General features: G+C 41.5%; 19 protein-coding genes. 2 read left to right on the top strand and 17 right to left on the bottom strand.

Features of this window, described 5'->3' with window-relative positions; genetic code table 11:
- Positions 1-3: 3 nt before the first annotated feature.
- From ylxM to rpmF, 10 genes are all read right to left on the bottom strand, one after another.
- Positions 4-348: a YlxM family DNA-binding protein gene (gene ylxM, locus BLR42_RS11895; protein WP_091869319.1), complete on the bottom strand. Its 345-nt coding sequence runs from the start codon at positions 346-348 to the stop codon at positions 4-6.
- A gap of 109 nt (positions 349-457) precedes the next feature.
- Positions 458-1,546: a glycoside hydrolase family 25 protein gene (locus BLR42_RS11900; RefSeq protein WP_091869321.1), complete on the bottom strand. Its 1,089-nt coding sequence runs from the start codon at positions 1,544-1,546 to the stop codon at positions 458-460.
- A gap of 5 nt (positions 1,547-1,551) precedes the next feature.
- Positions 1,552-2,427, bottom strand: a complete 876-nt coding sequence (locus tag BLR42_RS11905; RefSeq protein ID WP_022760218.1) for a YitT family protein — start codon at positions 2,425-2,427, stop codon at positions 1,552-1,554.
- Positions 2,428-2,430: 3 nt separating this feature from the next.
- Positions 2,431-3,660, bottom strand: coding sequence for a threonine ammonia-lyase (ilvA, locus tag BLR42_RS11910; protein WP_022760219.1), 1,230 nt, complete (start codon positions 3,658-3,660; stop codon positions 2,431-2,433).
- Positions 3,661-3,671: 11 nt separating this feature from the next.
- On the bottom strand, positions 3,672-4,586 hold the full coding sequence (gene ftsY / locus BLR42_RS11915) for a signal recognition particle-docking protein FtsY (protein ID WP_022760220.1): 915 nt from the start codon (positions 4,584-4,586) through the stop codon (positions 3,672-3,674).
- Positions 4,586-8,143 (bottom strand): chromosome segregation protein SMC, encoded by a 3,558-nt coding sequence (smc, locus tag BLR42_RS11920; protein ID WP_091869323.1) that lies wholly within the window; start codon positions 8,141-8,143, stop codon positions 4,586-4,588. The genes ftsY and smc overlap by 1 nt, the downstream gene beginning before the upstream one ends.
- 1 nt (position 8,144) lies before the next feature.
- Positions 8,145-8,837 (bottom strand): ribonuclease III, encoded by a 693-nt coding sequence (gene rnc, locus BLR42_RS11925; protein WP_091869325.1) that lies wholly within the window; start codon positions 8,835-8,837, stop codon positions 8,145-8,147.
- A 93-nt stretch (positions 8,838-8,930) separates the two neighbouring features.
- A complete protein-coding gene (gene acpP / locus BLR42_RS11930; protein ID WP_022760223.1) occupies positions 8,931-9,167 on the bottom strand; it encodes an acyl carrier protein in 237 nt (78 codons plus the stop codon).
- A 109-nt stretch (positions 9,168-9,276) separates the two neighbouring features.
- The gene (gene plsX, locus BLR42_RS11935) at positions 9,277-10,287 is read right to left on the bottom strand and encodes a phosphate acyltransferase PlsX (RefSeq protein ID WP_022760224.1); all 1,011 of its coding nucleotides are present in this window, start codon (positions 10,285-10,287) and stop codon (positions 9,277-9,279) included.
- Between the two features lie 248 nt (positions 10,288-10,535).
- Positions 10,536-10,718 (bottom strand): 50S ribosomal protein L32, encoded by a 183-nt coding sequence (gene rpmF, locus BLR42_RS11940; protein ID WP_022760225.1) that lies wholly within the window; start codon positions 10,716-10,718, stop codon positions 10,536-10,538.
- 296 nt (positions 10,719-11,014) lie between these two features.
- Between rpmF and BLR42_RS11945 the strand changes: the two genes are divergently transcribed.
- Positions 11,015-11,989: a fibronectin type III domain-containing protein gene (locus BLR42_RS11945; protein ID WP_091869327.1), complete on the top strand. Its 975-nt coding sequence runs from the start codon at positions 11,015-11,017 to the stop codon at positions 11,987-11,989.
- A gap of 81 nt (positions 11,990-12,070) precedes the next feature.
- Here BLR42_RS11945 and BLR42_RS11950 read toward each other — a convergent pair whose 3' ends face one another.
- A complete protein-coding gene (locus BLR42_RS11950) occupies positions 12,071-18,235 on the bottom strand; it encodes a non-ribosomal peptide synthetase (protein WP_091869329.1) in 6,165 nt (2,054 codons plus the stop codon).
- 55 nt (positions 18,236-18,290) lie between these two features.
- The gene (locus BLR42_RS11955) at positions 18,291-19,625 is read right to left on the bottom strand and encodes an MATE family efflux transporter (RefSeq protein WP_170832747.1); all 1,335 of its coding nucleotides are present in this window, start codon (positions 19,623-19,625) and stop codon (positions 18,291-18,293) included.
- A gap of 208 nt (positions 19,626-19,833) precedes the next feature.
- On the opposite strand from BLR42_RS11955, the gene BLR42_RS11960 reads away from it, so the two are divergent.
- Complete coding sequence (locus tag BLR42_RS11960; protein WP_091869333.1) at positions 19,834-20,862, top strand: DUF3089 domain-containing protein; 1,029 nt, start codon at positions 19,834-19,836, stop codon at positions 20,860-20,862.
- A 4-nt stretch (positions 20,863-20,866) separates the two neighbouring features.
- Here BLR42_RS11960 and BLR42_RS11965 read toward each other — a convergent pair whose 3' ends face one another.
- From BLR42_RS11965 to BLR42_RS11985, 5 genes are read right to left on the bottom strand one after another with little or no spacing between them, the layout of a single operon-like run.
- Positions 20,867-21,877: an ABC transporter permease gene (locus BLR42_RS11965; RefSeq protein WP_091869335.1), complete on the bottom strand. Its 1,011-nt coding sequence runs from the start codon at positions 21,875-21,877 to the stop codon at positions 20,867-20,869.
- A gap of 45 nt (positions 21,878-21,922) precedes the next feature.
- Positions 21,923-22,861 carry an ABC transporter permease gene (locus BLR42_RS11970; RefSeq protein WP_091869337.1) on the bottom strand — a complete coding sequence of 313 codons (939 nt, stop codon included), beginning with the start codon at positions 22,859-22,861 and terminating at the stop codon, positions 21,923-21,925.
- A gap of 11 nt (positions 22,862-22,872) precedes the next feature.
- The gene (locus tag BLR42_RS11975; RefSeq protein WP_170832748.1) at positions 22,873-24,513 is read right to left on the bottom strand and encodes a peptide ABC transporter substrate-binding protein; all 1,641 of its coding nucleotides are present in this window, start codon (positions 24,511-24,513) and stop codon (positions 22,873-22,875) included.
- Positions 24,510-25,472, bottom strand: a complete 963-nt coding sequence (locus BLR42_RS11980) for an ABC transporter ATP-binding protein (protein WP_091869341.1) — start codon at positions 25,470-25,472, stop codon at positions 24,510-24,512. The genes BLR42_RS11975 and BLR42_RS11980 overlap by 4 nt, the downstream gene beginning before the upstream one ends.
- Entirely contained in the window at positions 25,469-25,975 is a 507-nt protein-coding gene (locus tag BLR42_RS11985; RefSeq protein ID WP_091869343.1) for a hypothetical protein, read from the bottom strand. Before BLR42_RS11985 ends, BLR42_RS11980 begins: the two co-directional genes overlap by 4 nt.
- Positions 25,976-25,978: the final 3 nt, after the last annotated feature.

The raw sequence follows: 25,978 nt of genomic DNA on the forward strand, positions 1-25,978 counted from the left end.
ATGTTATGACAGCTCCTCTGTAATTGATTCTATTGCCTTAAGGACAACCGCTCTAAGTTCATCATCCTTAAGTTCCTTGTCAGAAGCAGCACCCGCAAGCTCATTAAGCTGATGTCTGATCCTGTCTGTTCTTTCGATCATGTGAAGTCTTTTCTCATATCCTTCAAGAGAATTGGTGCATCTCTTTAAAAGGTCATGAACTCCCTGCTTGCTGATATCATACTCTTCAGCTATCTCCACAAGGGAAAGATCATTGTAGACCGCATCCTCATATACTTTTCTCTGATGATCAGTCAGAAGCTCGCCGTAAAAGTCATACAAAAGCCCCTGTTCAACAATTCTCTCCATTGTATCTCCAAACAGATAATAAACAATACAAAAAATGCGATACTATACGCACGAAGCATATAATATCGCATATATTTTAAAGTGTCAAGTATTTTTACTTTACTTTCATTTATTCTTTACGGATAACACAAAAATCCAGGTTTACCTCTCCTTCAATACCATCAATAACGCCATTTCTTGAAAACTGCCACATCCTATAGTCATAAGGATAGTATTGGGGGAATCCATAATAGGATACCCATACAGGATATTTTTCCAGCGATACCGGCTCAAGGAACTCTGTAAAAGTCCTTATGCCGCCCATTATCATGGGAGTATATCCTTCTTCTTTTACCCTCTCGCAAAAAGCATCGGCGATTTCCGAATAAATCTGCTTTGTCAGCTTTGAGGTCCTGGCATCCGATGAATTTGTCTGTTCAAGATCAAGTGCCACAGGGTAAGTAATTTCATAATTCTTAATCTGTTTTAAGACGTATTCCGCCTCTTCCACAGCCTCATCAGCATCAATTGATTGTGAATAGAAGTAAACTCCGACCTCCAGTCCGGCCTTCTGAGCATTCTTTATATTTGTCTTAAAATAGTCATCTTCAAGAATAGTGCCCTCGACAGAACCGCGAAGTCCCACTCTTATCATTACAAAATCTATGCCTTCGGATTTAACCTTATAAAAGTCAATATCGCCCTGGGTTCTGGAAACGTCAATTCCTTTAGTAACAGACAGACTCTCATCCGTTCCTATATACTTTACAGTTCCGTCTTCAAGGAGCTGAAAATCCTCCTCTGTCAGCGGACTTAGGGGAAGCGACTCATCTATAGGAGTAAAATAATACTGCCCTGCATATTCGGTAATTATTTCATCGGGATAGAGGGTTCTTATAGCACCTATTCTATCGCCCTCTTCGAGCTTCCCTCTGAAGGTGTCCCTGAGCCTGTCTCCTTCTTCCTTACGCGCCTTTGCATCAGCCTGATCGATAAGCTGGTTGGCTCTCGCAGTAGTGTAATACCCCTCCGTCTCAAGTGCGTCGAGCTCACTCTGCGATGCATCAGCCTGTCTTCTTATCGCAGCATTGCTAAGAAGGAGTCCGATACAGGTCGACAGCGCCAAAAGACTCACAAGGCTGAGGAAAATAACCGAAATCAGATTCTTGGTATTCTTAACCATTTTGCTGTTGTTTTTGGTATTTTCAGTTTTCTTCATAAGTATTATATCCGCTCATCAAAATAGCTCTTATAGCCTTCACCGAATATCTCTGACGCACTTGTAACTATCATAAATGCATCAGGATCCTCCTCACGGACTATATCCTCCGCCATAGGAGAAAGTCTCTTTTTTATAGCACAGAGTATAACCTTCTTATTTTCACCACTGTAAGCACCCTGTCCGAAAACATGTGTTACACCGACATCCAGTTCCTTAAGAAGTCTGGATGTGATCTTATCTGTATGATCCGAAATAATATAAATAAGCTTAGCTTCATCTCGACCATAAAGAACAAAGTCGATAACATAGGATGTTATCATTACAGCAAGGAATGAATACAGAACAACTTTTATATCTCTTAAAACAACACCGGCAAAGCTCACAACAAATATATCTATCATCATGAAAAGCACACCGGTCTTGATATGAGGATACTTAATTCTAAGTATCTTTATTATAACATCCGTTCCGCCCGTAGTCGCGTGGCATTTAAATGTAATACCGATTCCTACGGCAACAAAAATACTGCCGAATATCACACCGAGAATTACATCCTTAACGATAATCCCCGACGCATATCTTGCGATAAGATCCGTAAAAATAGAATTGACTACCGTAGCGTAAACAGTCGAAATCGTAAATCTTATTCCAAATTTATAGATTGCCAGAAAAAGAATAGGAATGTTCATAAGCATGAACCATACACCCGTTCCTATAGGCACAATTCTGTTCAGAACGATAGCTGCACCGGTAAGACCACCGGGCGCAATATTATTAGGATCATTAAACAGACTGGTCCCTATTGCGTATAAGAATGCTCCGAACGTAATAAGGAGATAATCCGTACCTTTTCTGGTAATCTTTTCAACATATGCCATAAATTAAATAATTGTGCGAACAAGCTTCGGCCTGTAACCATGCTCTTCAAGGATCTTTATAATCTGTTCCTTGTGTTCGCTGCCAAATGCCTCCAAAGTAATACGCAGTTCAACAGCTGCGCTTCTGTTGATCGATACAAACTGATTGTGCTCGAGTTTGATTACATTTCCACTGGTCTTCGCTATAACCTCTGCCACTGCAGCAAGTTGTCCCGGCTTATCGGGAAGAAGAACCGAAACTGTAAATATACGATTTCTCATAATGAGTCCCTGCTGGACAACAGAGCTCATTGTAATGATATCCATATTTCCGCCTGAAAGAACACAGACAATTCTCTTATCCTTAACATCAAGCTGTTTAAGCGCTGCAACGGAAAGAAGTCCGGAATTCTCCACAACCATCTTATGGTTTTCCACCATATCAAGGAAGGATACGACAAGATCCTCATCCGGAACAGCAATTATGTCATCAATGTTTTGCTGGATATAGGGGAATATTTTTTCACCCGGTGTTTTAACCGCAGTACCGTCAGCAATTGTATTAACTGTAGGAAGAGTTGTAACTTTACCGTTTTTAAGGCTCTCCTGCATACAGTTAGCACCTGCAGGCTCAACACCGATTACCTTTATCTTGGGATTAAGGAGCTTCGCAAGGGTACCCACACCTGTTGCAAGTCCGCCGCCGCCGATGGGAACAAGAATCATGTCCACAGTAGGCAGTTCTTTGATTATCTCCATAGCAATGGTTCCCTGACCTGTTGCCACATCAAGATCATCAAAAGGATGAACAAAGGTATATCCATGCTCATCTGCAAGCTTAAGTGCATGCTCGCAGGCTTCATCATATACATCACCATGAAGAATGACCTCTGCGCCGAGAGCCTTTGTTCTGTTCACTTTGATAAGAGGAGTTGAAGTAGGCATAACGATTGTAGCCTTTACTCCGTAGCTCTTTGCTGCATAAGCCACACCCTGCGCGTGGTTACCTGCTGATGCAGTGATGAGTCCCTTCTTTCTCTCATCCTCAGACATTGTAGATATTTTGTAATAAGCACCTCTAACCTTATATGCACCGGTTCTCTGGAGATTCTCAGGCTTTAAATAGACCTTACTGCCTGTGGCAGCGCTCCAATAGTCACTGTAAATAAGTTTTGTTTCAAGAGTTACCTTTTTAACATCCTCATACGCTTCCTCGAATGCGGGAAGCGTCAGGCTTTCGTTTTTCTCAGACATGTCCCTTCTCCTTATGAAAATAATGCATCTACAAACTGGTCGGAATTAAATCTCTCAAGATCCTCGAGAGCTTCACCGACGCCAATATATTTAACCGGAATATTAAGCTCTGACACAATAGCAACTGCTATTCCGCCCTTCGCCGTACCATCAAGCTTAGTGAGAACTATTCCGGTAAGATCAGCAACCTCACCGAACTCTCTCGCCTGCGATATAGCATTCTGTCCGGTTGTGCCGTCAAGAACAATAAAGTTTTCTCTATGTATTCCGGGAAGCTCCTTGTCAAGAATCCTGTTCATCTTGGCAAGCTCCTCCATCAGATTCTTCTTATTGTGTAGTCTTCCGGCCGTATCAATCATAAGAATATCGCAATCTCTCGACCTGAAAGCAGCAACAGCATCATAGATTACACTGGCGGGATCCGCTCCCTCTTTTCCGGAAATAAGCGGAACTTCGGCCCTGTCTGTCCACTGTCTTAATTGCTCAGTAGCACCTGCCCTGTAGGTATCGGCAGCCGCAACAAGTACCTTCTTGCCTTTCTTTCTGAAATGAGCAGCAAGTTTTCCGACAGATGTCGTCTTACCGACACCGTTTACTCCGATAACAAAAATAACTGTCTTATCTTCCTCAAACTTATAGGTATCGTCATCCGTCTTCATCTGCTCTCTGATGTTGGATACAAGGAGTGTCTTGCATGCCCAGGTATCTGTTATATGATTATCCCTGACCTGCTCGCGGAGCTTGTCCATAATCCTGCTGGTAGCATTAACTCCGATATCTCCCATAATGAGAGTCTCTTCAAGTTCCTCGTAGAAATCCTCATCCACAGTTGAAAAGTTGCTAAGGACATTATTTATTCCCTTCACAACACCTTCTTTAGTTTTTGATAGGCCATTTGAAAGCCTTGAAAAAAAGCCACCTGCCATTAATCCGTCAGCTCCTTATCAATCAAATTAACACTTACAAGTGTCGACACACCCTTCTCCTGCATGGTTATACCATAGAGTCTGTCAGCACTTTCCATTGTACCACGCCTATGGGTAATTACAATAAACTGGGTTGATTTCAGCTTATGCAGATAATGCGCAAATCTAACTACGTTATTTTCATCAAGCGCCGCCTCAATCTCATCAAGCAAGCAGAAAGGTGACGGCTTCAGATTCTGAATTGCAAACAGAAGTGCAATAGCAGCAAGTGCCTTCTCTCCACCGGAAAGCTGCATCATATTAACAAGCTTCTTTCCCGGAGGCTGAGCATTGATTCTGATTCCAGCCTCAAGGATATCCTCGTCCTCAACAAGTTCCAGCGTACCCTTACCGCCTCCGAACATTTCTTTAAATACCTTGTCAAACTCTGACTGTATTTTTGTAAACTCTTCCATGAACTGCTTTCTCATGGATTCATCGAGTTCGGAGATAATCTCGCGAAGCTGCTGCTCGGCTGTAACAAGATCATCATGCTGTGTCTTCATGAAGGTATATCTCTCCATGAGTACTCTGTAATCCTCAATGGCATTAACATTAACATCACCGAGTTTTCTTATAGCATCCTTTAACGAGCCTATCTGCTTCTTCATCGCAGACATATCGGTGAGACTTTCGTCTCTCATGGAGGATGCATCGGTTAATGTTATCTCATACTCATCCCACATATAGTTGATCTGAGTCTCTATAGCTTCCTTTGCTCTCTCACATCTGGCACCAAGTCTTGTAACTTCCTTATCAAGCCCGTTCATCGTCTGATTCAGTTCTTCTGTAAGTTTAAAGAAATTCTTCTGAGAAGCTGTAAGTTCTTCCTTCTTTGCACGCTTCTCTTCCATCTCCTTATTTACATCGAACTGAACATCCTTGGAACTCTCAATTGTAAGCTTTATCTCCTCGATATCCTTCTTCCTCTGCTCGAGGATCTCATTATTTTCTTTTATTGATGCAAGAATTTCATCGAGAGCTGCCTTCTCTGTAGCTATCTCACTGTTTATACGATCAAGATTCTGCTGTTCGAAGGTCTCCTTCTGCAAAATCTTCTCATATTCAATATCCCAGGAAGAAACATTCTCAGCTTCTTTCTCTTCGTCGGCATGCAAGGCTTCAAGCTTAGCCTGATACTGAGTAACCTTCTCGGATTCATCCTTCTCGGTTTTTTCAGAAAGTTCAAGAGCTTTCTTGTACTCCTCACGCTCACCATCAATATCGATAATCTGCTTCTCTATTGACGCGCTCTCTTCCTTTAGATCTGAGTAATTACCCTTCTGCTGATTCTGTCTCTCCTTCTCATTCTCAACATTGATTCTGGCTGTATTCTGCTCTATGAATTTAGTCTGAAGAGAAGTTCTGGTCTCCTCAACGATAACTCTCAACTCATTTCTGCGCTTCTTGGTATCCTCTATCTCCTTTTGGAAAAGAGCGATATCCTCCTTGCACTTCTTGATATTTTTCTCAAGTTCCTCCATCTCTCTGCGTCTTCCGAGGAGATTGGAATTATTTCTGAAGGTACCACCACTTATGGCTCCTCCGGGAACAAGAAGTTCACCCTCAAGTGTAACCATTCTGATGGTATACTTGTATTTTCTTGCGATTAAAACCGCATTATCTACTGTATCGACAACAACAATTCTTCCAAGCATTGCCTTCGCAACACTTCTGTATCTGTCCTCTGTCTCAACAAGTTCATCCGCCATACCAAGAACACCCTTTTCGCTTAGGGCTTCCTGTGCCTTGAACTCCTGAGGTTCGCGGATACTTGTAAGTGGAAGAAAAGTTGCTCTTCCGGCCTTGGTCTTTTTCAGATAAGCAATCATATCCTTTGCGGTTTCTTCATCATCGGTTACGATATTCTGAATATTACCGCCAAGTGCTATCTCTATAGCCGTTTCATACTTAGGCTGAGTCTTTATAATATCGGCAACAACACCAATAATTCCGGGATTGTCGTCTTTTTTCTCCATTACCTTCTTAACGCTTCCGCCGTAGCCTTCATAGCGTTCGGTAAGATTGCTCAATGTTTCAAGCTTTGACTTTTCCTGCGTATAAAGGTTCTGTGCATCACGTAGCTTCGAATCCTTTGCGGAGAGTTTATCTCTTATACCCGCAAGCTCATTCTCCGAATCCTTCTGCTTCATGTTCATTTTACGGATTTCATCCGTAATCTGATCGAACTCGGCCTGAAGCTTTTTGATTATTTCTTCCTGCATGGACTCATCGGAACGCGCCTTAACAAGCTTTCCGGTAAGCTCTGCCTTTCTGATATTTATCTGTTCCTGTCTGGTATCAAGAGAACTCAGTTTACCTTTGATTGACGAACGCTCCGACAATGTCTCGATTATCCTACTCTTGCAGTTCTCAATCTCATTATTTATCTCGTTAATGTTCGCAACGATACCATCAAGCTTTTTTCTTGCTTCCTGTCTGTCTGCGGAAAGGATCTCAAGTTCCTTGTCTATCTCGCCCTTTACGACAAGAACCTTATCTCTTTCCTTTTCCTTCTCGGAAATCTTAAGTTCCTCATCGGCTTTTCTTTTTTCAAAATGCTCGGCATCACTTGTAGCCGATCTGATCTGCTCATTCATGATACCGATCTGGCCTTCAAGCTTCTCACGTTTTACCGAAGTGTCCGTAATCTTTACTCTGGCTTCTTCAATATCATGGTCGATAGCTTCCAGCTCTTCCTGAATCTGCTCGTACTTAGTCTTTGTATCTTCATACTTTTCCTTTGCTTCTTCAAGATTCTTGGTCGCAATCTTAAGGCTCTCTTCAGACTCCTCGAGATTCTTCTTCTGTGCCGCATTTTCCAAAAGGAACATGTTTACATCCAGAGTCTTCAACTCTTCTTTATGTTTTAAGTAAACCTTTGCAACCTCTGACTGTTTCTCAAGTGGCTCAACCTGTTTCTCAAGTTCTGAAAGGATATCATTCACTCGGGTCAGGTTCTGCTTTTCCTGCTCCAGCTTCTTGATAGCGGTATCCTTTCTGGACTTAAACTTAACAATACCTGCAGCCTCATCAAATAGATTACGTCTGTCCTCGGGTTTACTGGACAAAATCTGGTCAATCTGGCCCTGTCCGATAATAGAGTATCCCTCTTTACCGATACCGGTATCAAAAAACAGCTCATTAACATCCTTAAGTCTGCATGAGTTGCCGTTTATCATATACTCACTCTCTCCTGAGCGGTAAAGCCTTCTGGAGACAGTTACTTCATCATATTCAATAGGAAGCGCATGATCCGAATTATCAAGCGTTATAGCGACATAAGCGTAGCCAAGGGGTTTCCTCAGCTCCGTTCCCGCAAAGATTACATCCTGCATAGTGCCGCCACGAAGCTGCTTGATTCTCTGTTCTCCGAGAACCCATCTGACAGCATCGGCGACATTACTTTTACCCGAACCGTTAGGTCCGACAATTCCTGATATTCCGTTGTGAAATTCCAGTTTTATCTTATTTGCAAATGACTTAAAGCCGTGAATTTCTATGCTTTTTAAATACATGTTACTCTTTTTTCAATTCCAGGATAGCCTGATATGCAGCCTTCTGCTCAGCCGCTTTCTTGGTACGTCCTGACCCCTCTCCCAATTTTTTATCGCCCACGTAGACCGCAGACTCGAATATTTTATCATGCTCGGGCCCTTTTTCGCCACAAATTTCATAGCGAAGCTCCAAACCGTTGTCTCTCTGCACCATCTCCTGAAGCACAGACTTGCTGTCATAAAAAATCTGCTTCTCTTCGGGATTGTCCAGTATAAATTTCTCAATATGAGCTTTAGCAGCTTTAATTCCGCTGTCGAGATAAATAGCACCTATAATAGCTTCCATTACATCAGAAATAATGGATTCTCTGTATCTTCCGCCGGTAGCCTCTTCGCCCTTTCCGAGAATGAGGTATTTTTCAAGGTGAATACTGCTCGCACAATATGCAAGCGCAGGCTCACAGACCATAGATGCTCTCATCTTGGTCATCTCGCCCTCTTTCTTATCCGGGTATTTATTATAAAGATAGTGACTGGAAACAAGTTCAAGTACAGCATCTCCGAGGAACTCAAGCCTCTCGTAATCTCCCCTTTTATTTATCTTCTGCTCGTTTGCATAGGAGCTGTGTGTAAGCGCCTGTAAAAGCAGATTACTATCCTTAAAATGATATCCGATACTCTCCTGTAATTCGTTAAGTTCATTCTCGCCTATCATAATATTCTCTCCTTAAACAAACAAAGTGATATGACGCAAAGCAAACATCGCGGGCTCTGCTCCATATCACCTGATTGTTGTTATTATAGTCTGTCAGCCTTCATTTCTGGCTTTTTTCAGAAGCTCAACCGCCTCGCCTACTGTTGTGATCTTCTCTGCAAGTTCTGCATCAATTTTCACATCAAACTCGTCCTCTATCCCCATGATGATTTGGAATACATCGAGTGAATCAGCTCCAAGATCGTCAGTGAAGGTTGAGTCCATAGTGATCTCATTCACATCAACATTGAGTACGCCGGCAATTACTTCCTTAAGCTTTTCGAATTCCATAACTTTTCCATCCTTTTTACATATTATAATACGATAAAAAACGCATATCATATCTGTGTTCTAAAACTATAATACTATTCATGGTACCTTTACAAGTACTTTTTATACATCAGGTATCTGACAAAATAGATTCCTTGATTTTCTCGGCAATATTCTGCTCCTTAAAGGTTACACACTGCAGAATACTGTTCTTAACCTCTACGGCCTTGGCACTTCCGTGGGTCTTAACAACAAGTCCTGTAAGTCCAAGCATGGGTGCACCGCCGTATTGATTCATATCATAGTCCTTCAAGGCATCCTTGAGAGCCGGTTTAATAAGCAGTCCTCCGATCTTTGCTCTTAAGGAACTCATAAGTCCCTTCTTAACTACTTTGAGGAGCGCAGTTGCAACGCCTTCATACATCTTAAGTATTACATTACCGGTAAAAGCCTCACATACTATTACATCAGCAACGCCGTAGGGAATATCCCTTGCTTCAACAGAGCCGATGAAGTTGATGTCCGGGCAGTTCTTAAGAAGTGGAAAGGTCTCTTTAACAAGCGCATTGCCCTTCTCCTCCTCAGCACCGATATTTACGATTCCAACTCTGGGATTTTTAATCCCACAAACATTCTCCATGTATACCGAACCCATCTTTGCAAACTGTACAAGATGAGAAGGTCTTGCATCAACATTGGCACCGCAATCAATCAGAAGAGACACTCCGTTCTCTGTAGGAATAAGCGGTGCAAGAGGTGATCTCTCAACCCCCTTAATTCTTCCTATAATAACCTGACCACCGACAAGTGTCGCACCTGTACTTCCGGCAGAAACATATGCATCACACTCACCGTGTTTTACAAGGAACATAGCCTTAACTATTGAAGAATCCTTCTTAGTCCTTATTGCCATAACCGGAGGTTCAGCCATCTCAATGACTTCCTCTGCATTTACTATCTCGACTCTGCTCTCATCATAAGTATATTTAGAGAGTTCATCCTTAATTATCTGCTCTTTTCCCACAAAAAAAATCTTAAGTCTGTCAGATTCCTCAAGAGCATCCACAGCGCCCTTAATTATCTCTCCGGGTGCATTGTCGCCACCCATGGCATCCAGCGCCACTTTTACAAGCTCAGCCATAATTCCTCCTCTATAAACCACGGTTTATATCTGACTAAATCTTGTCGGATGTCCGTTTTTGTACTGTCGTACAAAATACGCACGACAACAAAAAAAGACTCCGCATAAAAAATAAGTTTAAATAATCCATAAAAATTCTACTAAATAAATATAAAAAAAGCAACGAACCGAATTATAAAAAACTTTTACATATAGCAAAAGCCCGAGACCAAAATGATCTCGGGCCAAATATGCTTAAATAATTAAAATCAATCCTCGTTAACCACAACGCTCTTCTTGTTGTAGTAGCCACATTTCTTGCAAACCTTGTGAGGCTGCATAAGCGCGCCACAGTGGCTGCACTTAACCAGTGTGGGAGCAGTCATTTTCCAGTTTGCTCTTCTCTGGTCTCTGTGACCCTTGGAAGACTTATTCTTCGGGCAGATAGACATTCGGTAACACCTCCTTACAGCGTTCATATCATGAACCATAAATGGTCATTTAGCATTTTTCAACACACTCTTGGTATTATAAGCATATAATCCGCAGTTGTCAACGATAAAATTATAATGTATTATCACCGTCTCTTCCACCTGTTATAAATATGAAAAAACTATAAACGGAAATACATCCATTATAATTAGCAATTGGCGTTAAAAGTTTAGCATTTTTTTAGAATTATTTATAAATTATTCGTGTTATAATGAATTTCATAAAATAAAATTTTTCCTATGAGGAGGAGAACTAAATGAAGAAACTATTAAAGTATTTGTCTCTCGCAATGATGCTCTCATTGCTGCTGGTTCCTGCCGTTAAGGCAAAAGCCGCTTACAGCCAGCCTGTAAAGGTTGAATCCGGAACCGAAAATTCATTTACCGTATCCTGGCAAGCACCTGCTGCAGGAACTACCTATTATTACAAATTAGGTATTGGTACAAGCGTTGAGGATGCCACCACGAAACTGGCTGCAGTTACTCCAACTACTGTTGGAACGACCAATACATGCACCATCCCGAACCTTACACCCGGCACAAAATATACAATACTGGTTCAGGCTTCTACCGACAATGTAACATTCAACGATCATGCTACTGTTGTTGCAGTAACTCTCCCTGCCGTACCGAAGAATATAAGACAGGACTATTGGAGAGCTTCTGATGAAAAGACAGTCTTTTCATGGGATTGTGACGGAAATGCAGCCGGATTCCAGCTTATTCTTAACGACGGCGTTGATAAGGTAACGAAAGAAACAACAGAGAAAACATGTACCTATAACTGCGACGATGACGCAACAAAGCTTGATGTTACAATTCGTTCTTATGTTATAGATACTAATAACAGCAAAATTTTCAGTGAATGGTCAGAGACCTACAGATGCTTCGGTCAGCCGATGCTCAAGGAAAACGATGACGGATATGCTATTAGCGTAGTAGGCAACAAGCTTAAGCTTGAATGGGAAAAAGAGCCTCGTGCTAATGGTTATGAAATTTATATCGGCTCAAAGAGAAACGGCACTTACAAGAAGGTAAAGACAATAAACGGCAAGGACAAGACAAAGGCAACCTTGTCTAAAGACAATAAGAATAAGAAGTTCAAAAAGAACAAGGATTATTATGTTTATGTTCTTTCCTTCAGAAAAGATAATGGTAAGATTACAAGATCAAGTTCAACTTATCTGTATTTCTACCATAAGGGCGAAACATATATGACTCTTAAGAAATAACATACACTGACAACTGAATATTGAATACATAATTTCAGGAGCTGTTTCAGATTTGAAACAGCCCCTTTATTTTTTGAATATTTAAGCTTTCACCATTGACTCTAGTATCTTCACATAAAGATCGTGGAAAGTCAGAATATTTTCTTTATCAAATATCTCTTCCACATACTCGAGTTCCGCATCAAAACCGCCGTCACCATACTCATTCTCAAGAAGTTCCAGCTCTAGGCGTGCACTGGCAGCAGAATACGGATCATCCAGTTCAATGAATTCCGGTCCCAGTTCATCGAGCTCATCCGCATTAATTCCAAGCTGCAAATTGACCTCCATGGGATCGGAATTAAATGCCGAATCAAAGCCCGTGAAATAGTCGTAGGAACAATGTGCTATACCCTCTCCGATCTGACGTTTAACTTCAAAAAGTAGGTCTGACGGATTATCATACTTCGAAACATCAACACCCACAGGAAGGTTCTTAATAAGAAGTCCTACGGCATGCTCCGCTTCAGGAGACAATCTGTCATTATATATCCAGTTGCACATTACCTTATCTTCTTTTTCATGCTCAGACAAAGCTACAAGTGCGCTTGTAATAGCCATACACGAATGAGTAACTCCCCATTTCTCCTCTGCCTTTTTGACCTGCTCAGCATCAAAATCAAGACGCACCATTCTTCCGGCAGAAGAATTCTTATTGGACTTATGATCCGGTGTAACGATTATCTTAAAGCCCTCAGCATTCTTTCCGTACTGAGCCTCAAAATATTCCCTGTCATCATCGTAAATTCCCTTTTCACGCCCAAGTGCTGCATTCTCAAGAAGTGTAAAATAGAAATCTCTTTTAAGCTCCCTTCCATAATAAGCATCTGTCACATCCTGAAGGAGCACGCCAAGTGATCCTCCATCCATAAGCAGGTGATGAACATCCAGGAAGAAGTAGCTATGCTCACCGGTTCTGAATACTCTTGTTCTAAACAAACAGGATTTCAGGATTTTCCTAAAAGGAACGACAAGCGTCTTAGCAAGTCCGCCTATATCACTCTCCTCAATATCTTCAACAGTCACTCCCGAAAAGATTGAAGGATCATATCTCTGCTGAAGCTCACAATCGTCATTGTACTCAAAAACAACACACAGACCCGGATGATTCCTGATAGCCGTGTTAACAGCATCACATAGCTTATCGGCATCGATTTCTTTACCAAATCGAACCAGTATATGCATGTTGCTCCACATCGAAGAACCGGGATTATAGAGCTGATAATCAACCATCTTAATCTGCATTGAAGACAAACCATAGGTCTTTGTTCTCGCCTTGTCGTCAATTTCTACAGGGTCTCCCATCGAACTTCTGGAATTAACAACAAGAGCTATTTCCTTCGGAGTCTTCTTCTGGAAAATGTCAGCTGCGGTAAGTCCATCTATAGCAACCTCCGAAAGAACCGCCATCGCCTTTAACGAATCTCCGCCAAGTTCAAAGAAATCATCCGCCGTACCGATAGAGCCTGCCTCAAGCGATAGAGCCTTCTCAAATGCCTCGCATAGCTTCTTCTCAACCTCATTCTCGGGAGCGACATATTCAGCCTGAAGTTCGGAAGCATCAGGAACTGGCAGAGCTTTTCTGTCAATCTTGCCGTTAACCGTAAGCGGCATATCATCAACCCGCCTGAATACCTGTGGAACCATGTATTCCGGAAGTTTTCCCTTTATAAATTCCTTATATGCATCAATATCCGGTCCGTTCTCTGAGTCTGCACCGGTTGCCACTTCGCAGGAATAATAACCTGCCAGAAATTCCTTGCCACCCGTCTTAATTACCCTGACAGCTGCTGCCTTAATTCCTGCAAATTCGGACATGACCTTCTCAATTTCATCAAGCTCGATTCTAAAGCCGCGAAGCTTGATCTGATTATCTATTCTTCCGAATATACGAACCTTACCATTATCCGCCCAGGAACAGAGATCACCGCTGTGATATGCCTTCTGTCCCTTATGCTCGAAAAATGCAGCCGCAGTCTTCTCGGGAAGATTCACATATCCGCGTCCAACCTGGTCACCTGCTATGATCAGTTCTCCTCTAAGTCCTACAGGCAACTCATTTCCGAATTTGTCAAAGATATAAAAGGCTGTATTAGCTATAGGATTACCTATCGTTACATTTGCGGGATCATCGACAACATCTGCAGAGCATCCCATAGTGCACTCTGTAGGTCCGTAAACGTTCAATATTACGCTATCATCTCGAAGGCTCCTGAGGTTGTCGTACAAAGGAGCAGGAAATGCCTCAGCGCCTATGTCAAAGAAAGTCAGATTCTTAATAGCATCCCTTGATACCGGTATCCCAAGAAGGCTTGAAAGATATGTAGGAGTGCAGGTAATACCGTTTACACCATTTTCATTAACAAGCTTTGCGAAAAGCTCAGGGTCATGTATCTCATCCTCAGTTGCAATCACTACCGTGTTGCCGTTAGTAAGCGGAACAAACTGCTCAACCACGGAAACATCAAAGGAAAATGATGCCAGAGCAAGACATACCCTGCCCTCATCAGCATAGTTCATTATTTCAACGGACTTCTCATTTCTGTGGCAGTAATTGAAAATATTTCCATGTTCAATCATTACCCCCTTAGGTCTCCCGGTGGATCCGGAGGTATAAATGCAATATGCTAGGTCATGTCTATCGGACTTGTACGGAGTGAAAGCACCCTTATTAACATTCCCGGTACCGGCCTCGATTATTTCTTCCAAAGTTACCACTTTGTATCCATTGTCACAAAGCCCCTCCCTGGCTTCTTTAATTTCCCCGGATGTAACCAGTATAGGAATCTGAGCATCCTTCATGCAAAAATCAATTCTTTCATCAGGATACTCAGGAATGAAAGGCACAAAAGCTCCACCGGCCTTTAATATTCCATTTTCAAGAGCATAGACATCGATCGACCTATCCAGGAGAACTCCCACAGGCACATCTTTTCCCACTCCAAAGCCTGATAAGAAGCATCCGATGCTGTCCGATAACACATCCAGTTCTTTAAAAGTAAGGGACTTCCCGTTACAGATTACCGCTTTCTTATCAGGAGACTTCTTGGCATAGGCAGCAATCTGCTCATGCACAGGTACAAACTCAATAGGAAAAGCCGTCTCATTAAATCCTGAAATCTTCTCTTTTTCGGCATCGCTCATCATCACGATATCGCCGATATTCTCACATTCAAGAAGCCCTTTTGCCACAATAAAGAGATGATCGGCAAAGATCTTGATCCACTTCTCGGAGAACTTCTCATTTCTGTACTCAATAGTCATGTTGTAGAAGCCATCGGTAGAAAACAGCTGAATCGACATGCAGCCTGTGACCATGCCTGTATGGTAATGTTCCATAAAGTAAGAATTGCTCTTAAGGAGCTGTTCTCCTCCGTCTTTTCCCATCTTATCCGTAAAAAGATCCCCCTGGAAAATGAGCTCCACATCCTCATTTACCGGACAGTTTTTTAACACCTCATCAAACGAATAAATATCATTGCTCATATTGGCAAAGATCTGTTTACTTACATCTAACAGAAAGTCTTTTACGGATTTATCCCCGGTAAGATCTCCGTAAACAGGAATTCTCTTTATCAGAGTGCCTATTGTATTCTCCATTTCGCTTAATGATCTCCCGTTATAAACCATGGAGAAAGAAACCTGGTCGGAATATAAATACTTTCCAAGAAGGATTGCCATAGCACCCATGAAAAAGGCGCCTTCACTTATCTGATTTTCAAGGCAGAATTTCTTAACTGTTTCTGCTTTAAGAGTACCTGGTTCATATCTGTAGTTCTGACTGACACCGGGCGTAAGAGGATGGTTAAGGTCTCCTGCAAGCGGATCGATTCCATCCATTTTGGCAAATAGTTTTTTATAATAATCTGCTGCCTTATCATGAGCACCATTCTGAAGAAGCAACTGTTCATATAAGCCTGCCTGCTGAACCAGGAATCCATCCTTTTGGAGCTCAGTTCCATGAATAGCCCTGTTAAGATCTGATATAATGAGACTAATAGATGTTGCATCCGATGCAATAAGGTGTGTCCTAAGAATCAGATAGCAGCACTTTTCACTCTTATAAACAGCAAAATTAAACAGCAGATTATCAAGTACCTTAACCACCGGCATGTAGCTTTTTAAAAATGTAAGTCTGTCCTCATCTTTTCCTTCAAATACAGGTACTTCCACCTTGGCATCAGGGACAAACTCAGAATATGGAAGCTCATTTTCCCTGCATCTGATCATATATTTCATCGAAGGGTGAGCATCGAAGAGCTTGTGCACGGCATCAATAATCCGGTTCTCATCAATCTCAGGGGCCGCTTCCATCATATACTGCATAGTATATGTTTCTTTATTCCCTCCCGTAATTCCTTCAAGATAAATTCCAAGTTGAGTTTTCGTAAGAGGATATTCATCCCTGTCAAGCTGTGGAATACCTAGCTTGTCTCCGGAATTCTCTATAAAATCAGCAAGTTCCCCCGGAGTGGGATGTTCATTAACATCGCCGTATGAAACAGAATATCCCTCTTCAGATAATTTGGATAAAAACTTCGTTACACTAAGAGACGTGCCTCCAAATTCGAAGAAATCCGCATTCTTTCCAAGACCATCCATACTTAGAACAGTCTCGAACAGGTTGCATATCTTTTTTTCAAGTTCCGTCTCCGGAGCAACATAATCACTTCTGTTAACTGTAATGGGCATCTCAAGAAGCTTGACACGATCAATCTTCTTGTTTGCATTAAGCGGCATTTCATCAAGATAGACAAAAGCAGAAGGAACCATATAAACAGGAAGTTTGACCTTCAAAAAATCCGAAAGTGTATTTTTTGTATACTCCTCTTTAGCTGTGTAAAAGGCTGCAAGGAAATCCTCTGCCCCGTTATTTCTCATAAGGACCTTACACTGCTTAACTCCCTCAAACTCACGCAATACACTCTCAATTTCTCCAAGTTCTATTCTCTGCCCATGGAGCTTAACCATATCATCTTTTCTTCCGACAAGATGGTATTCCCCCGCACTATCCTTAAATGCAATATCTCCTGTTCTGTAGTATCTTTCTCCGTCCAGTATCGTAAATGAAGACTTATTTTTCTCATTATTCCCCTGATATCCGACAGTAACTGCAGGTGAAGCAACAAGAAGTTCACCGTTTTCATCCACTCTTAGCTGATTATGATTATCCCCTTTGCTGTCTACAATATAAGTTGTAGCCATAGGCAGAGGTTTTCCTATGCTTATCTTCCTATCCTCAGAGGTAAACAGCTTGCATACGGAAATTCCATTTAATTCCGTGGCGCCAAATCCGTTAATTATGTGAATCCAGGGATTGATCTTAAAGACAGCCTCCATTACACTTTCATCCATGACTTCTCCAGCCAGGAACAGAATATCAAGAATTGCCAGAGCAGGTTTTGTTCCCTTTACATCAAGAAAAGTTTTAATAAAAGATGGCGTAGCAAAAACACTCTGAACCTCATATTCAAGCATCTTTGAGGCAAGCACTTCCATATCCCTGTAATCTTCTTCAGGAATAAAAAGGACACTTCCGCCGTTATATAGTATCGCATAGTCTAAGAGCGACATAACAAACGATATCTGGGTCACAGCCATAGTAAGCTTCTTGAAATTGTAATATTCAAAAATCGGGCAATCTCCTGTCTTGGTGTTTACTATATACGCATCTGCGTAGGCAGTATTTCTTACACCCTTAGGCACCCCCGTAGAGCCTGAAGTATAAATAATATGAGTAAGTCTGTCTCCCTTTATCTTCGGAAGTTCCTTAGGTTCTCCTTCGTAGGATAAAATTTCTTCAACAAAGAGAACTTGAAAATCCATATCCTTAAGTTCATCTTTTCTGTCAAGAATTTCTTTGGTTGTTATAAATACCCCGGCACCGGCATTTTTCAGGCAATAGGCTATTCTCTCTTCCGGGTATTCATCAGTCATTGGAATATATGCAAATCCGGCGCGAACTATCCCAAGTTCCAGTGGGAAAACATACGATTTTCTGTCAAGAAGAAGTCCTATAGGGGTACCCTCTTCCATCTCACCACACTTTGAAAGAATCCCATAAGCCGCCTTATCAGATAATTCATCAAGGTTTCTGTATGTAAGTATCCTATCCTTGGCAATAATAGCTGTCTGATCAGGTATACTTTGCGCATTTTGTTTGATCTTATCAGGAATAAAAACCATTTCGGAATACTCTTTTGTCATTATCAGCACCTCTCGATCTTTACATTTTTCTGACTCGTTACATATTTCCCAACTGTTATACAGATATATCTTTCCTATATCTTGTTTTATTTAGAATAACCACTATTACGATAGTAATAATTTCCGCCACCAGAGCTGTGTACCATATCGAGTCTTTACCAAATAAGTAAGGAAGCAGATAAACCAGTATTATCGGCATAAAGAAGCTTCTTGTAAAAGCAATAATCGCAGACGAAAGTCCATCCGATATTCCTGTAAAAAATGATGATGAAAACATATTTACTCCGGAAAGGAGAAATGCCGCTCCGCAAACTCTGAGTGCATAAGTGGACATATCTGCAAGAACCGTATCATATCCCACAAATATCTGTGAAATCAGAGGGCTAAAGACCATAGATATCGCCAGCATAATACTCCCCCAGATCAAAGAAAGTTTTATTCCCTCATTACGAAGCCTTGTAAGCTCATCATAGTTTTTCTCTCCAAATCTATAACCGAAGACAGGAATCATTGCTATACCAAAGCCCATAAATACAGCATAGAATATTCCGGTTACATATTCCGTAACGGCATAAGCAGAAACGCCTCTTGTTGCAAGAAGAGTAATGAGTCGCTTATTGAAAATAATAGCAACAACTGCATAAGAAACAGCATCAACCATCTCAGAGGATCCGTTGCCCAGAGCCTGTCCGATATAGTTCACATGAATCTTAAATGAAGTGAGGTGAAGGTTATGCTTTTTATCAACAAAATAGCGAACCGCCACAACCAGGCTGACGCACCAGGCAATGCCCGTTGCAACAGCAGCACCGGTTAGTCCAAACCCCAAAATTCCCACGAACAGGAAATCAAGTATTATATTAGTTACAGCATTCACCACAGAAACAATCAGTCCAAGCCTTCCCTCATCGGCAGTAACCAGGTACTCCTGAAAGGCATAATTCATCATCTCCGCAGGCATAAAAGCTGCCAGTATTCTTCCGTATGCAGCGCAGTACGGAACAAGATCATCAGTTGCACCTACTATTTTCGCGATCTGTGCCATGAACACAAATGCCACCGCAGACACGATAGTACCAAAAATAAGAAGAAAAATACTGAGCATGGACAATGTCTGCCTTGCTTCTTCGTCCTTTCCCTCTCCGAGCAAAGCTGCAATAATAGCGCTTCCGCCTGCTCCAACCACAAGTCCCAAAGACATCAAAAGGGCCAGAGGCGGAAATATCATATTTTCGGCAGCGAATACTTCCTCACCGAGAAAATTGGAAATAAAATAGCCGTCGACAACCTGATAAGTGTTATCAACCAGCTGCATTCCAATACAGGGAAGTGAAAACAGAATCATTTTTTTCAGAGTGAATTTATCGGAAATTTTAATGGTTTCTTTCATAATAATCATCCCGTTTTTAGTGTTGTCTGTAACAAATTAATTTTACAACACGCAGGCCTAATTAGCTCCTTAAATTTATCGTTTTTATGATAAATACTTTATTAAAATTTTATAAAATCAAAGTATTTTAATCATAAATGGCTCATAATATATCCATAGTCTCACATACTTTCGTAATATAAATTGTCATATGTCAGGAGGATGAAAAATGGTTACAGCAAAGAAGTTTCTTTCTACACTTTTCTCATTTGTTCTAGCTCTTTCATTTATTATTTCTGCCAATATAAACGTTACAGCAGCTGAAAATGTCAACGTCCTTCCTTTTACCAGTCCGCTTAATTACGCAGACAGCAGCAACTGGCTATATGATGGTATCGGCGATGACAAACCTGTTGACGTCTTTATAGTTGCACCGTCAGTAGATGTTAAAAGTGAGATCAATTCGGCGATTACGCCCGGATATAAAAAGAGCTTCAGAAATGCCATGAATCAACAGCAGGCCCTCTATGCATATACCGCAAAACTGTATGCACCCTATTACAGACAGGCCGCTTTGAAAGCCTACGAATATGATAACGTAACCAGAGAAAAAATTCTTGCCAATGCTTATATAGACGTTTCTGCATCCTTCAAATACTATCTTGAGCACAAAAATAATGGCAGGCCTATAATCCTTGCTGGCTTTTCACAGGGCGCAGATATGTGCTACAGACTTCTTCAGGAATATTATGGAGGGGATAGTGAAAGGGCAACATCTCTTAGAAATAACCTTGTGGCAGTATATGCAATCGGTTGGAATATGACAGAGGATATGGTACAGAAGTACCCTCAGATAAAGCCTGCCACAGGCGAGCTTGATACAGGAGTTGTAATAAGCTATGACTGTGAAGATGGGAATGTGACAGACAGTATCATCACCCCAAAAGGAACAAGAGCCCTCTCCATCAACCCGCTAAACTGGAGAACAGACAGCAAAGTGGCCGATAAGAAACTCAATAAAGGAAGCGTTACGCAGGATTCTACCGGTGCGATAACCTCCTGCACAGTTGGAGCCTATGGCGCATACATAGATCCCGAAAGAGGTACTCTGATCGTCACAGGAATTGACACCAATCAGTATCCTGCAGGATTATCCATATTCCCCACCGGCTCACTTCACCTTTATGATAATTTTCTGTTCTTTGTGAACCTTCAGGAAAATATACAAAAAAGAACAAATGCTTTTCTCGAAAGATAAAAGCTTACTCAAACGCATCCTTTAATCCTTCTGCCACAAGATTTGCCGATATCATTAATAGGACAAGCAAAATCATAGGTGGAATAAGTGTATATGGGTGGATCAGGCAATTATCAAAACCTTCGGAAATAAGTCTTCCAAGGGAGCAGCTTCCAACAGGAAGTCCAAGTCCCACAAAGCTGAGGAAAGTTTCAAAAAAGATTGCCGTTGGGATGGACACCATAAGTTCAGTTACCAGGGATTCAAAAATATTGGGAAGTATTTCCCTGAACAGAATAAAGAAATCGCCCGCTCCAAGTGTTCTGGCAGCGAGAATATATTCCCTGTCCTTAAGCTTAAATACCTGAGCTCTGGCAATAATACTCATCTCCATCCAGCCAGTCAGCATAATAGCTATGATAATAGAACTGATACCGGGCTTAAATACCAGCATCAAAAGCGTTACAACCACAAGGGTGGGAATACTGCTAAGCACGTCCACTATTTGTTGCATGATTAGATCTGTCTTTCCACCTATATACCCGGATATCATTCCGTAGTTCATACCGATAACCAGTGAAATCATGCCTGCTGCCAAGGCAATAAGAAGAGACACCTGCATGCCTTTGAAGCATCTCGAAAACAGATCCCTTCCCAGCTGATCGGTTCCAAATAAATAGGCCGTTTCATCTATGGAAAGCTCTTCATATTTATTAACTGTTCTCTCTCCAGTTGTATAAGGTATTCTCTCCGAGCCGTTTAAAATTCCGGGTATCTTAGGAGCTACAAAGCTTCGATCCGGATTCTGTGCATCTATCGCTTTTCCCGAAAGAGCAGGAATAAGTATACTGGCAATAACAAGTATAGTTAGTGTAATAAGCCCAAACATTGCTGCCTTATTCCTCTTATATCTTCTGAGCGCAGTTTTCAACCTTCCTTCACCCGAGAAGGTAGTATCTATCTCCATATCATCAGTTCTGACCGCCACTTCAAAATCTTCCGCAGTAAAACCATCCTCATATTTTTCGATTGCCATAGTTCTACCCTTTCTTAATCAAGCTACTTTTAACCGGCTCTGTTATTACTTACCGGCACCTCCGGATACTCGTATTCTGGGATCTATAAGTCCATAAACCAGATCCAGAACAAGTCTTGCAGCCACATATATAACCGCATAAACAAAACTCAGTGCTATTACCACGTTGTAGTCATTAGCTGTTATTGCGGTGGTAAGAAGCGCCCCAATTCCCGGTATGGAAAAAATTCTCTCTGTAACGAGAGATCCCGTAAGAAGTGAAACCAACAGCATTGCCATCACCGTTATTACAGGAATCATTGAATTACGAAGAACATACCCAAACAATATCTCTTTCTCCGAAATCCCCTGACTCCTTGCAAAGAGCACATAGTCTGACTTAAGAACCATAGTTGCTTCATCCCTTGTGAACTTCATAACAACTCCCATAACGCCTATTGAAAGTGCAATCACAGGCATAATGGAGGTTCTTACCGGAATTCTGAAATCATATAGAAGAGGCAAAGCTTTCCATCTAAATCCGACATAATAATTCAGTAATATAGCAAAAATATATGAGGGAACAGACACTCCAAGTATACTGATTATCATGCATATTACGTCCATGGCTTTTCCTCTGTTAAATGCTGCAAGAAAGCCAAGTGCAAGCCCCGCAATGCTTCCGATAAGCATTGCCGCACCTCCTACCTGCATGGAAACCGGTAGTCTTGTGCTGATAAGCGACGCAACAGGAGTATTAACCGAAATGCTGTAGCTATCACCAAAATCCCCATGAAGCATATTTATCATATATACTCCAAATCGGTATATGACAGGTTTATCCAGCCCATAAGCTTCATATAGCACCTGCTTTTGCTCTTCGCTTAGCTTCTCATCGTTAAACGGAGATCCGGGCATCAATTCCATAAGCATGAATAGTATAAAAATTATAAGGATAAGAGATAAAACTGATATCAATATTTTTTTGATAGTATATTTAACCATTTTTCTCTCCTTTACCTATTCTTAGAAACCCACGTCGGATCCAAAGTCGAGCCGTTAAAGTCAAACACCACATCCTTAACCCCGCCGGATATCAGCCATGCATTCCCTTTTGCATATATAGGAAAATAAAGACTCTCTTCCATCAGCAAATCCTCTGCTTCATGAAGCATTTCGAATCTGCGAGTAGGATCTGTTTCAATCACTGCATCATCTAAAAGCTTGTCATATTTTTCGCTTTTAAGGTCCGCATAATCATATTTCGACGTAGATATAAATAGTGACAAGAATGTATTGGGATCTGAATAATCGGCTCCCCACCCGGCTACATATAGATCATTTTCTTTTTTATCCAGGTCATCCCAATACTGCTTGGCAGGAATAACCTTTGCATCAATACTTAGCCCTGGAAGATTATTCTCCCACTCATTAATAATCATCTCTATCACAGTTTCATCATTGGGTCTGCATATTAGCGAAAGCTCAAGTGTTTTAGCGTTTATTTCATCAAGTCCCTGCTGCCAGTATTCCAGCGCTTTCTCCTTATCATAGGCACATACATCGCTATATTCACCCGGCTCTTTCACATAGTCATTTCCGTTGGTATCAAGACTGAAGTTTTCGGGAATAAACCTTTCCAGCGGTGCAGTTCCTCTCTTTGTTATATTTCTTACAATACTTTCCCGGTTAATTGACTTTATAAGTGCACGCCTTATATTTTTATTTTTGAGTGCGCTGTTATGAGCCGGAACCGTACCCATATAAAATATGCTTCCTGAAGCATTCTCTGTAACGTTCTCGTCATCTTCTGCCAGCTCCTGAATAGAACCTGAAAGATTTATAACATCCAGTGCACCACTCTCATAGCACATCATCGCCTGCTGGCCGCTTTGTACATATCTTATTGAAATACCAGAAAGCTTTACTGCTTCAGAATCGTAATAATAGGGGTTCTTACTGTAATGAACCTGGGTATCAAATGGTTCATAGCGATCTATGTAGAATGGCCCGCTTCCTAAAATATATTCGGCCTTTGTGGCATAAAGGCTCCCGCATTTTTCAACAAAAGATCTGCTGCAGGGTGCACTACATGAAGTTGCAAGAGTGCTGATAAAATATGGGCATGGTCTTTCCAATTCTATCACCAGCGTCCTGTCATCAGGTGCAGAGACCCCAAGTTCCGACAAAGGTAGCTGTCCCTCATTAACTGCCTGTATATTCTTCACCTCGCAAATATCATGAAAGACAAAAATTGCGCTGCTTCCTGATAACGGATCTGCAATTCTTTGAAGAGCATAAACAAAATCCTCCGCTGTTATCGGTGTTCCGTCACTGTACTTTATATCGTCCCTCAGCTTTATCGTGTAGATAAGCCCATCTTCAGATGCTTCATAACCTGCTGCCAGATCCTCTTTAATTTCACCGTTTACATCTTTGAAAAGTGTTGAGATCATTGGCCTTAGGTAATCAGTGGAAGCTGAATCAAAAGCCATCTGCGCATCCATCGTAATAGGCAAATTTGCAAATCCGATATTGAGTTCTTTCTCCGCATCTATGTCCGCACTTTCATTTGCACCCGAACAGGCCGTAGCACAGAAAACTATCAGAGCAACTGTCAGCAACGCAATATATCTTTTGCTTACATACCTACTCATATCGATAACCCCCATTTCTCAAATTCACTGTCCGTGCACCATACTTTATGTTTTTCGTTGCCATTTACGTCATGCCAAAATCCATTTTCATAGAGAATACCGGAGGTCTCATAGTCATAATGCTCATCCTTCTTAAACTGAACAATTGGATTTGGAATTGGATTGGCGGCAAGAAGATTGCGTGTATAGGGATGCGCAGGATTTTTGAAAATCTCCTCTTCCTCTCCGGTCTCGAGGAGATAGCCGCGGTGAAGAACGCCTATCCTCTGGCACAAATACCTTACCATTGACAGGTCATGGGAAATGAAAAGAAATGCAGTACCGGTTTCCCTGCATATTCGCGATATCATATTTACAATCTGGGCCTGGACAGATGCATCCAAAGCAGCTATGCATTCATCGGCCACAATAAGCTTCGGCTTCATAATAAGGGCTCTTGCTATTCCAACTCTTTGCCTTTGTCCACCGGAAAACTGTCCGGGATATCTCTCTGCTTGTTCTTTTGACAAACCTACAGTTTCAAGAACTTCACTTATCATGCCATCCCGCTCTTCCATGGAAGAATACAGTTTATGGATATCCAGTCCGGCACCAACTATATCCTTAATCTTTTTCTTAGGATTAAGTGATGACATAGGATCCTGAAATATCATAGCAATCCTTTTTCCGACGATATTTGTCCTTAGATAAGATGGTGATTGTTTTAGAATATCTATCTCTTTCTCACCATCCTTTAGGATAATACTTCCCTTATTGATAATGGAACCTTCAGGCAAGATACCCATTACAGCTTTCATGGTGATCGACTTGCCTGAACCCGATTCACCAACGAGTGCAACCGTTTCACCTTTTCGAAGGATAAGATCAAGCCCTCTTATGGCATGTATTTTTTCCTTCCCCATCGATATACTTATATCCAGATTACTTATCTTCAAAACTTCCTGCGCTCTGTCAATCATTCTTCATTCCTCATATTCATCTGCCTTATTTGTTCAGCACGTTCAATTACCTTCTCTGTCCACTCTTCATCCTGTCCTTTTACCTGATAAGCGGTATAACCATATTGCCTTCCCAAGGTACAAACAATATTTTCATCATCAATATGCAGTGAAATCCTATATCTGCTGGGGAGCTTTTGCGGGAGGGTCGATCCGTTATCCCTCTGAACTTCTCTTAAATGTCTGTCAGCATTGACGATGCCGTCAAACCGAACCCCATAATGCTTAAATAATTTGCTTATATATTTCTCAGTACGAAATGATGACGTATATACCCAGACTTCATATCCCATATCCTGAAGCCTGTTTATCAGATCGGGGGTGCCTAGCCGCAGCCTCTCCTTATATATTTTGTTAAACGGAAATTTTAATTCGGGTTCGGTTTTTACGATATCAGGATGTACAAAGAGCACTTCATCCAGATCAAAGGATACCCTCATTTTTGCTTCACTTTTATCCGGCATCTC

It is taken from the genome of Butyrivibrio sp. INlla16 (assembly GCF_900104155.1).
Lineage (GTDB): Bacteria > Bacillota > Clostridia > Lachnospirales > Lachnospiraceae > Butyrivibrio.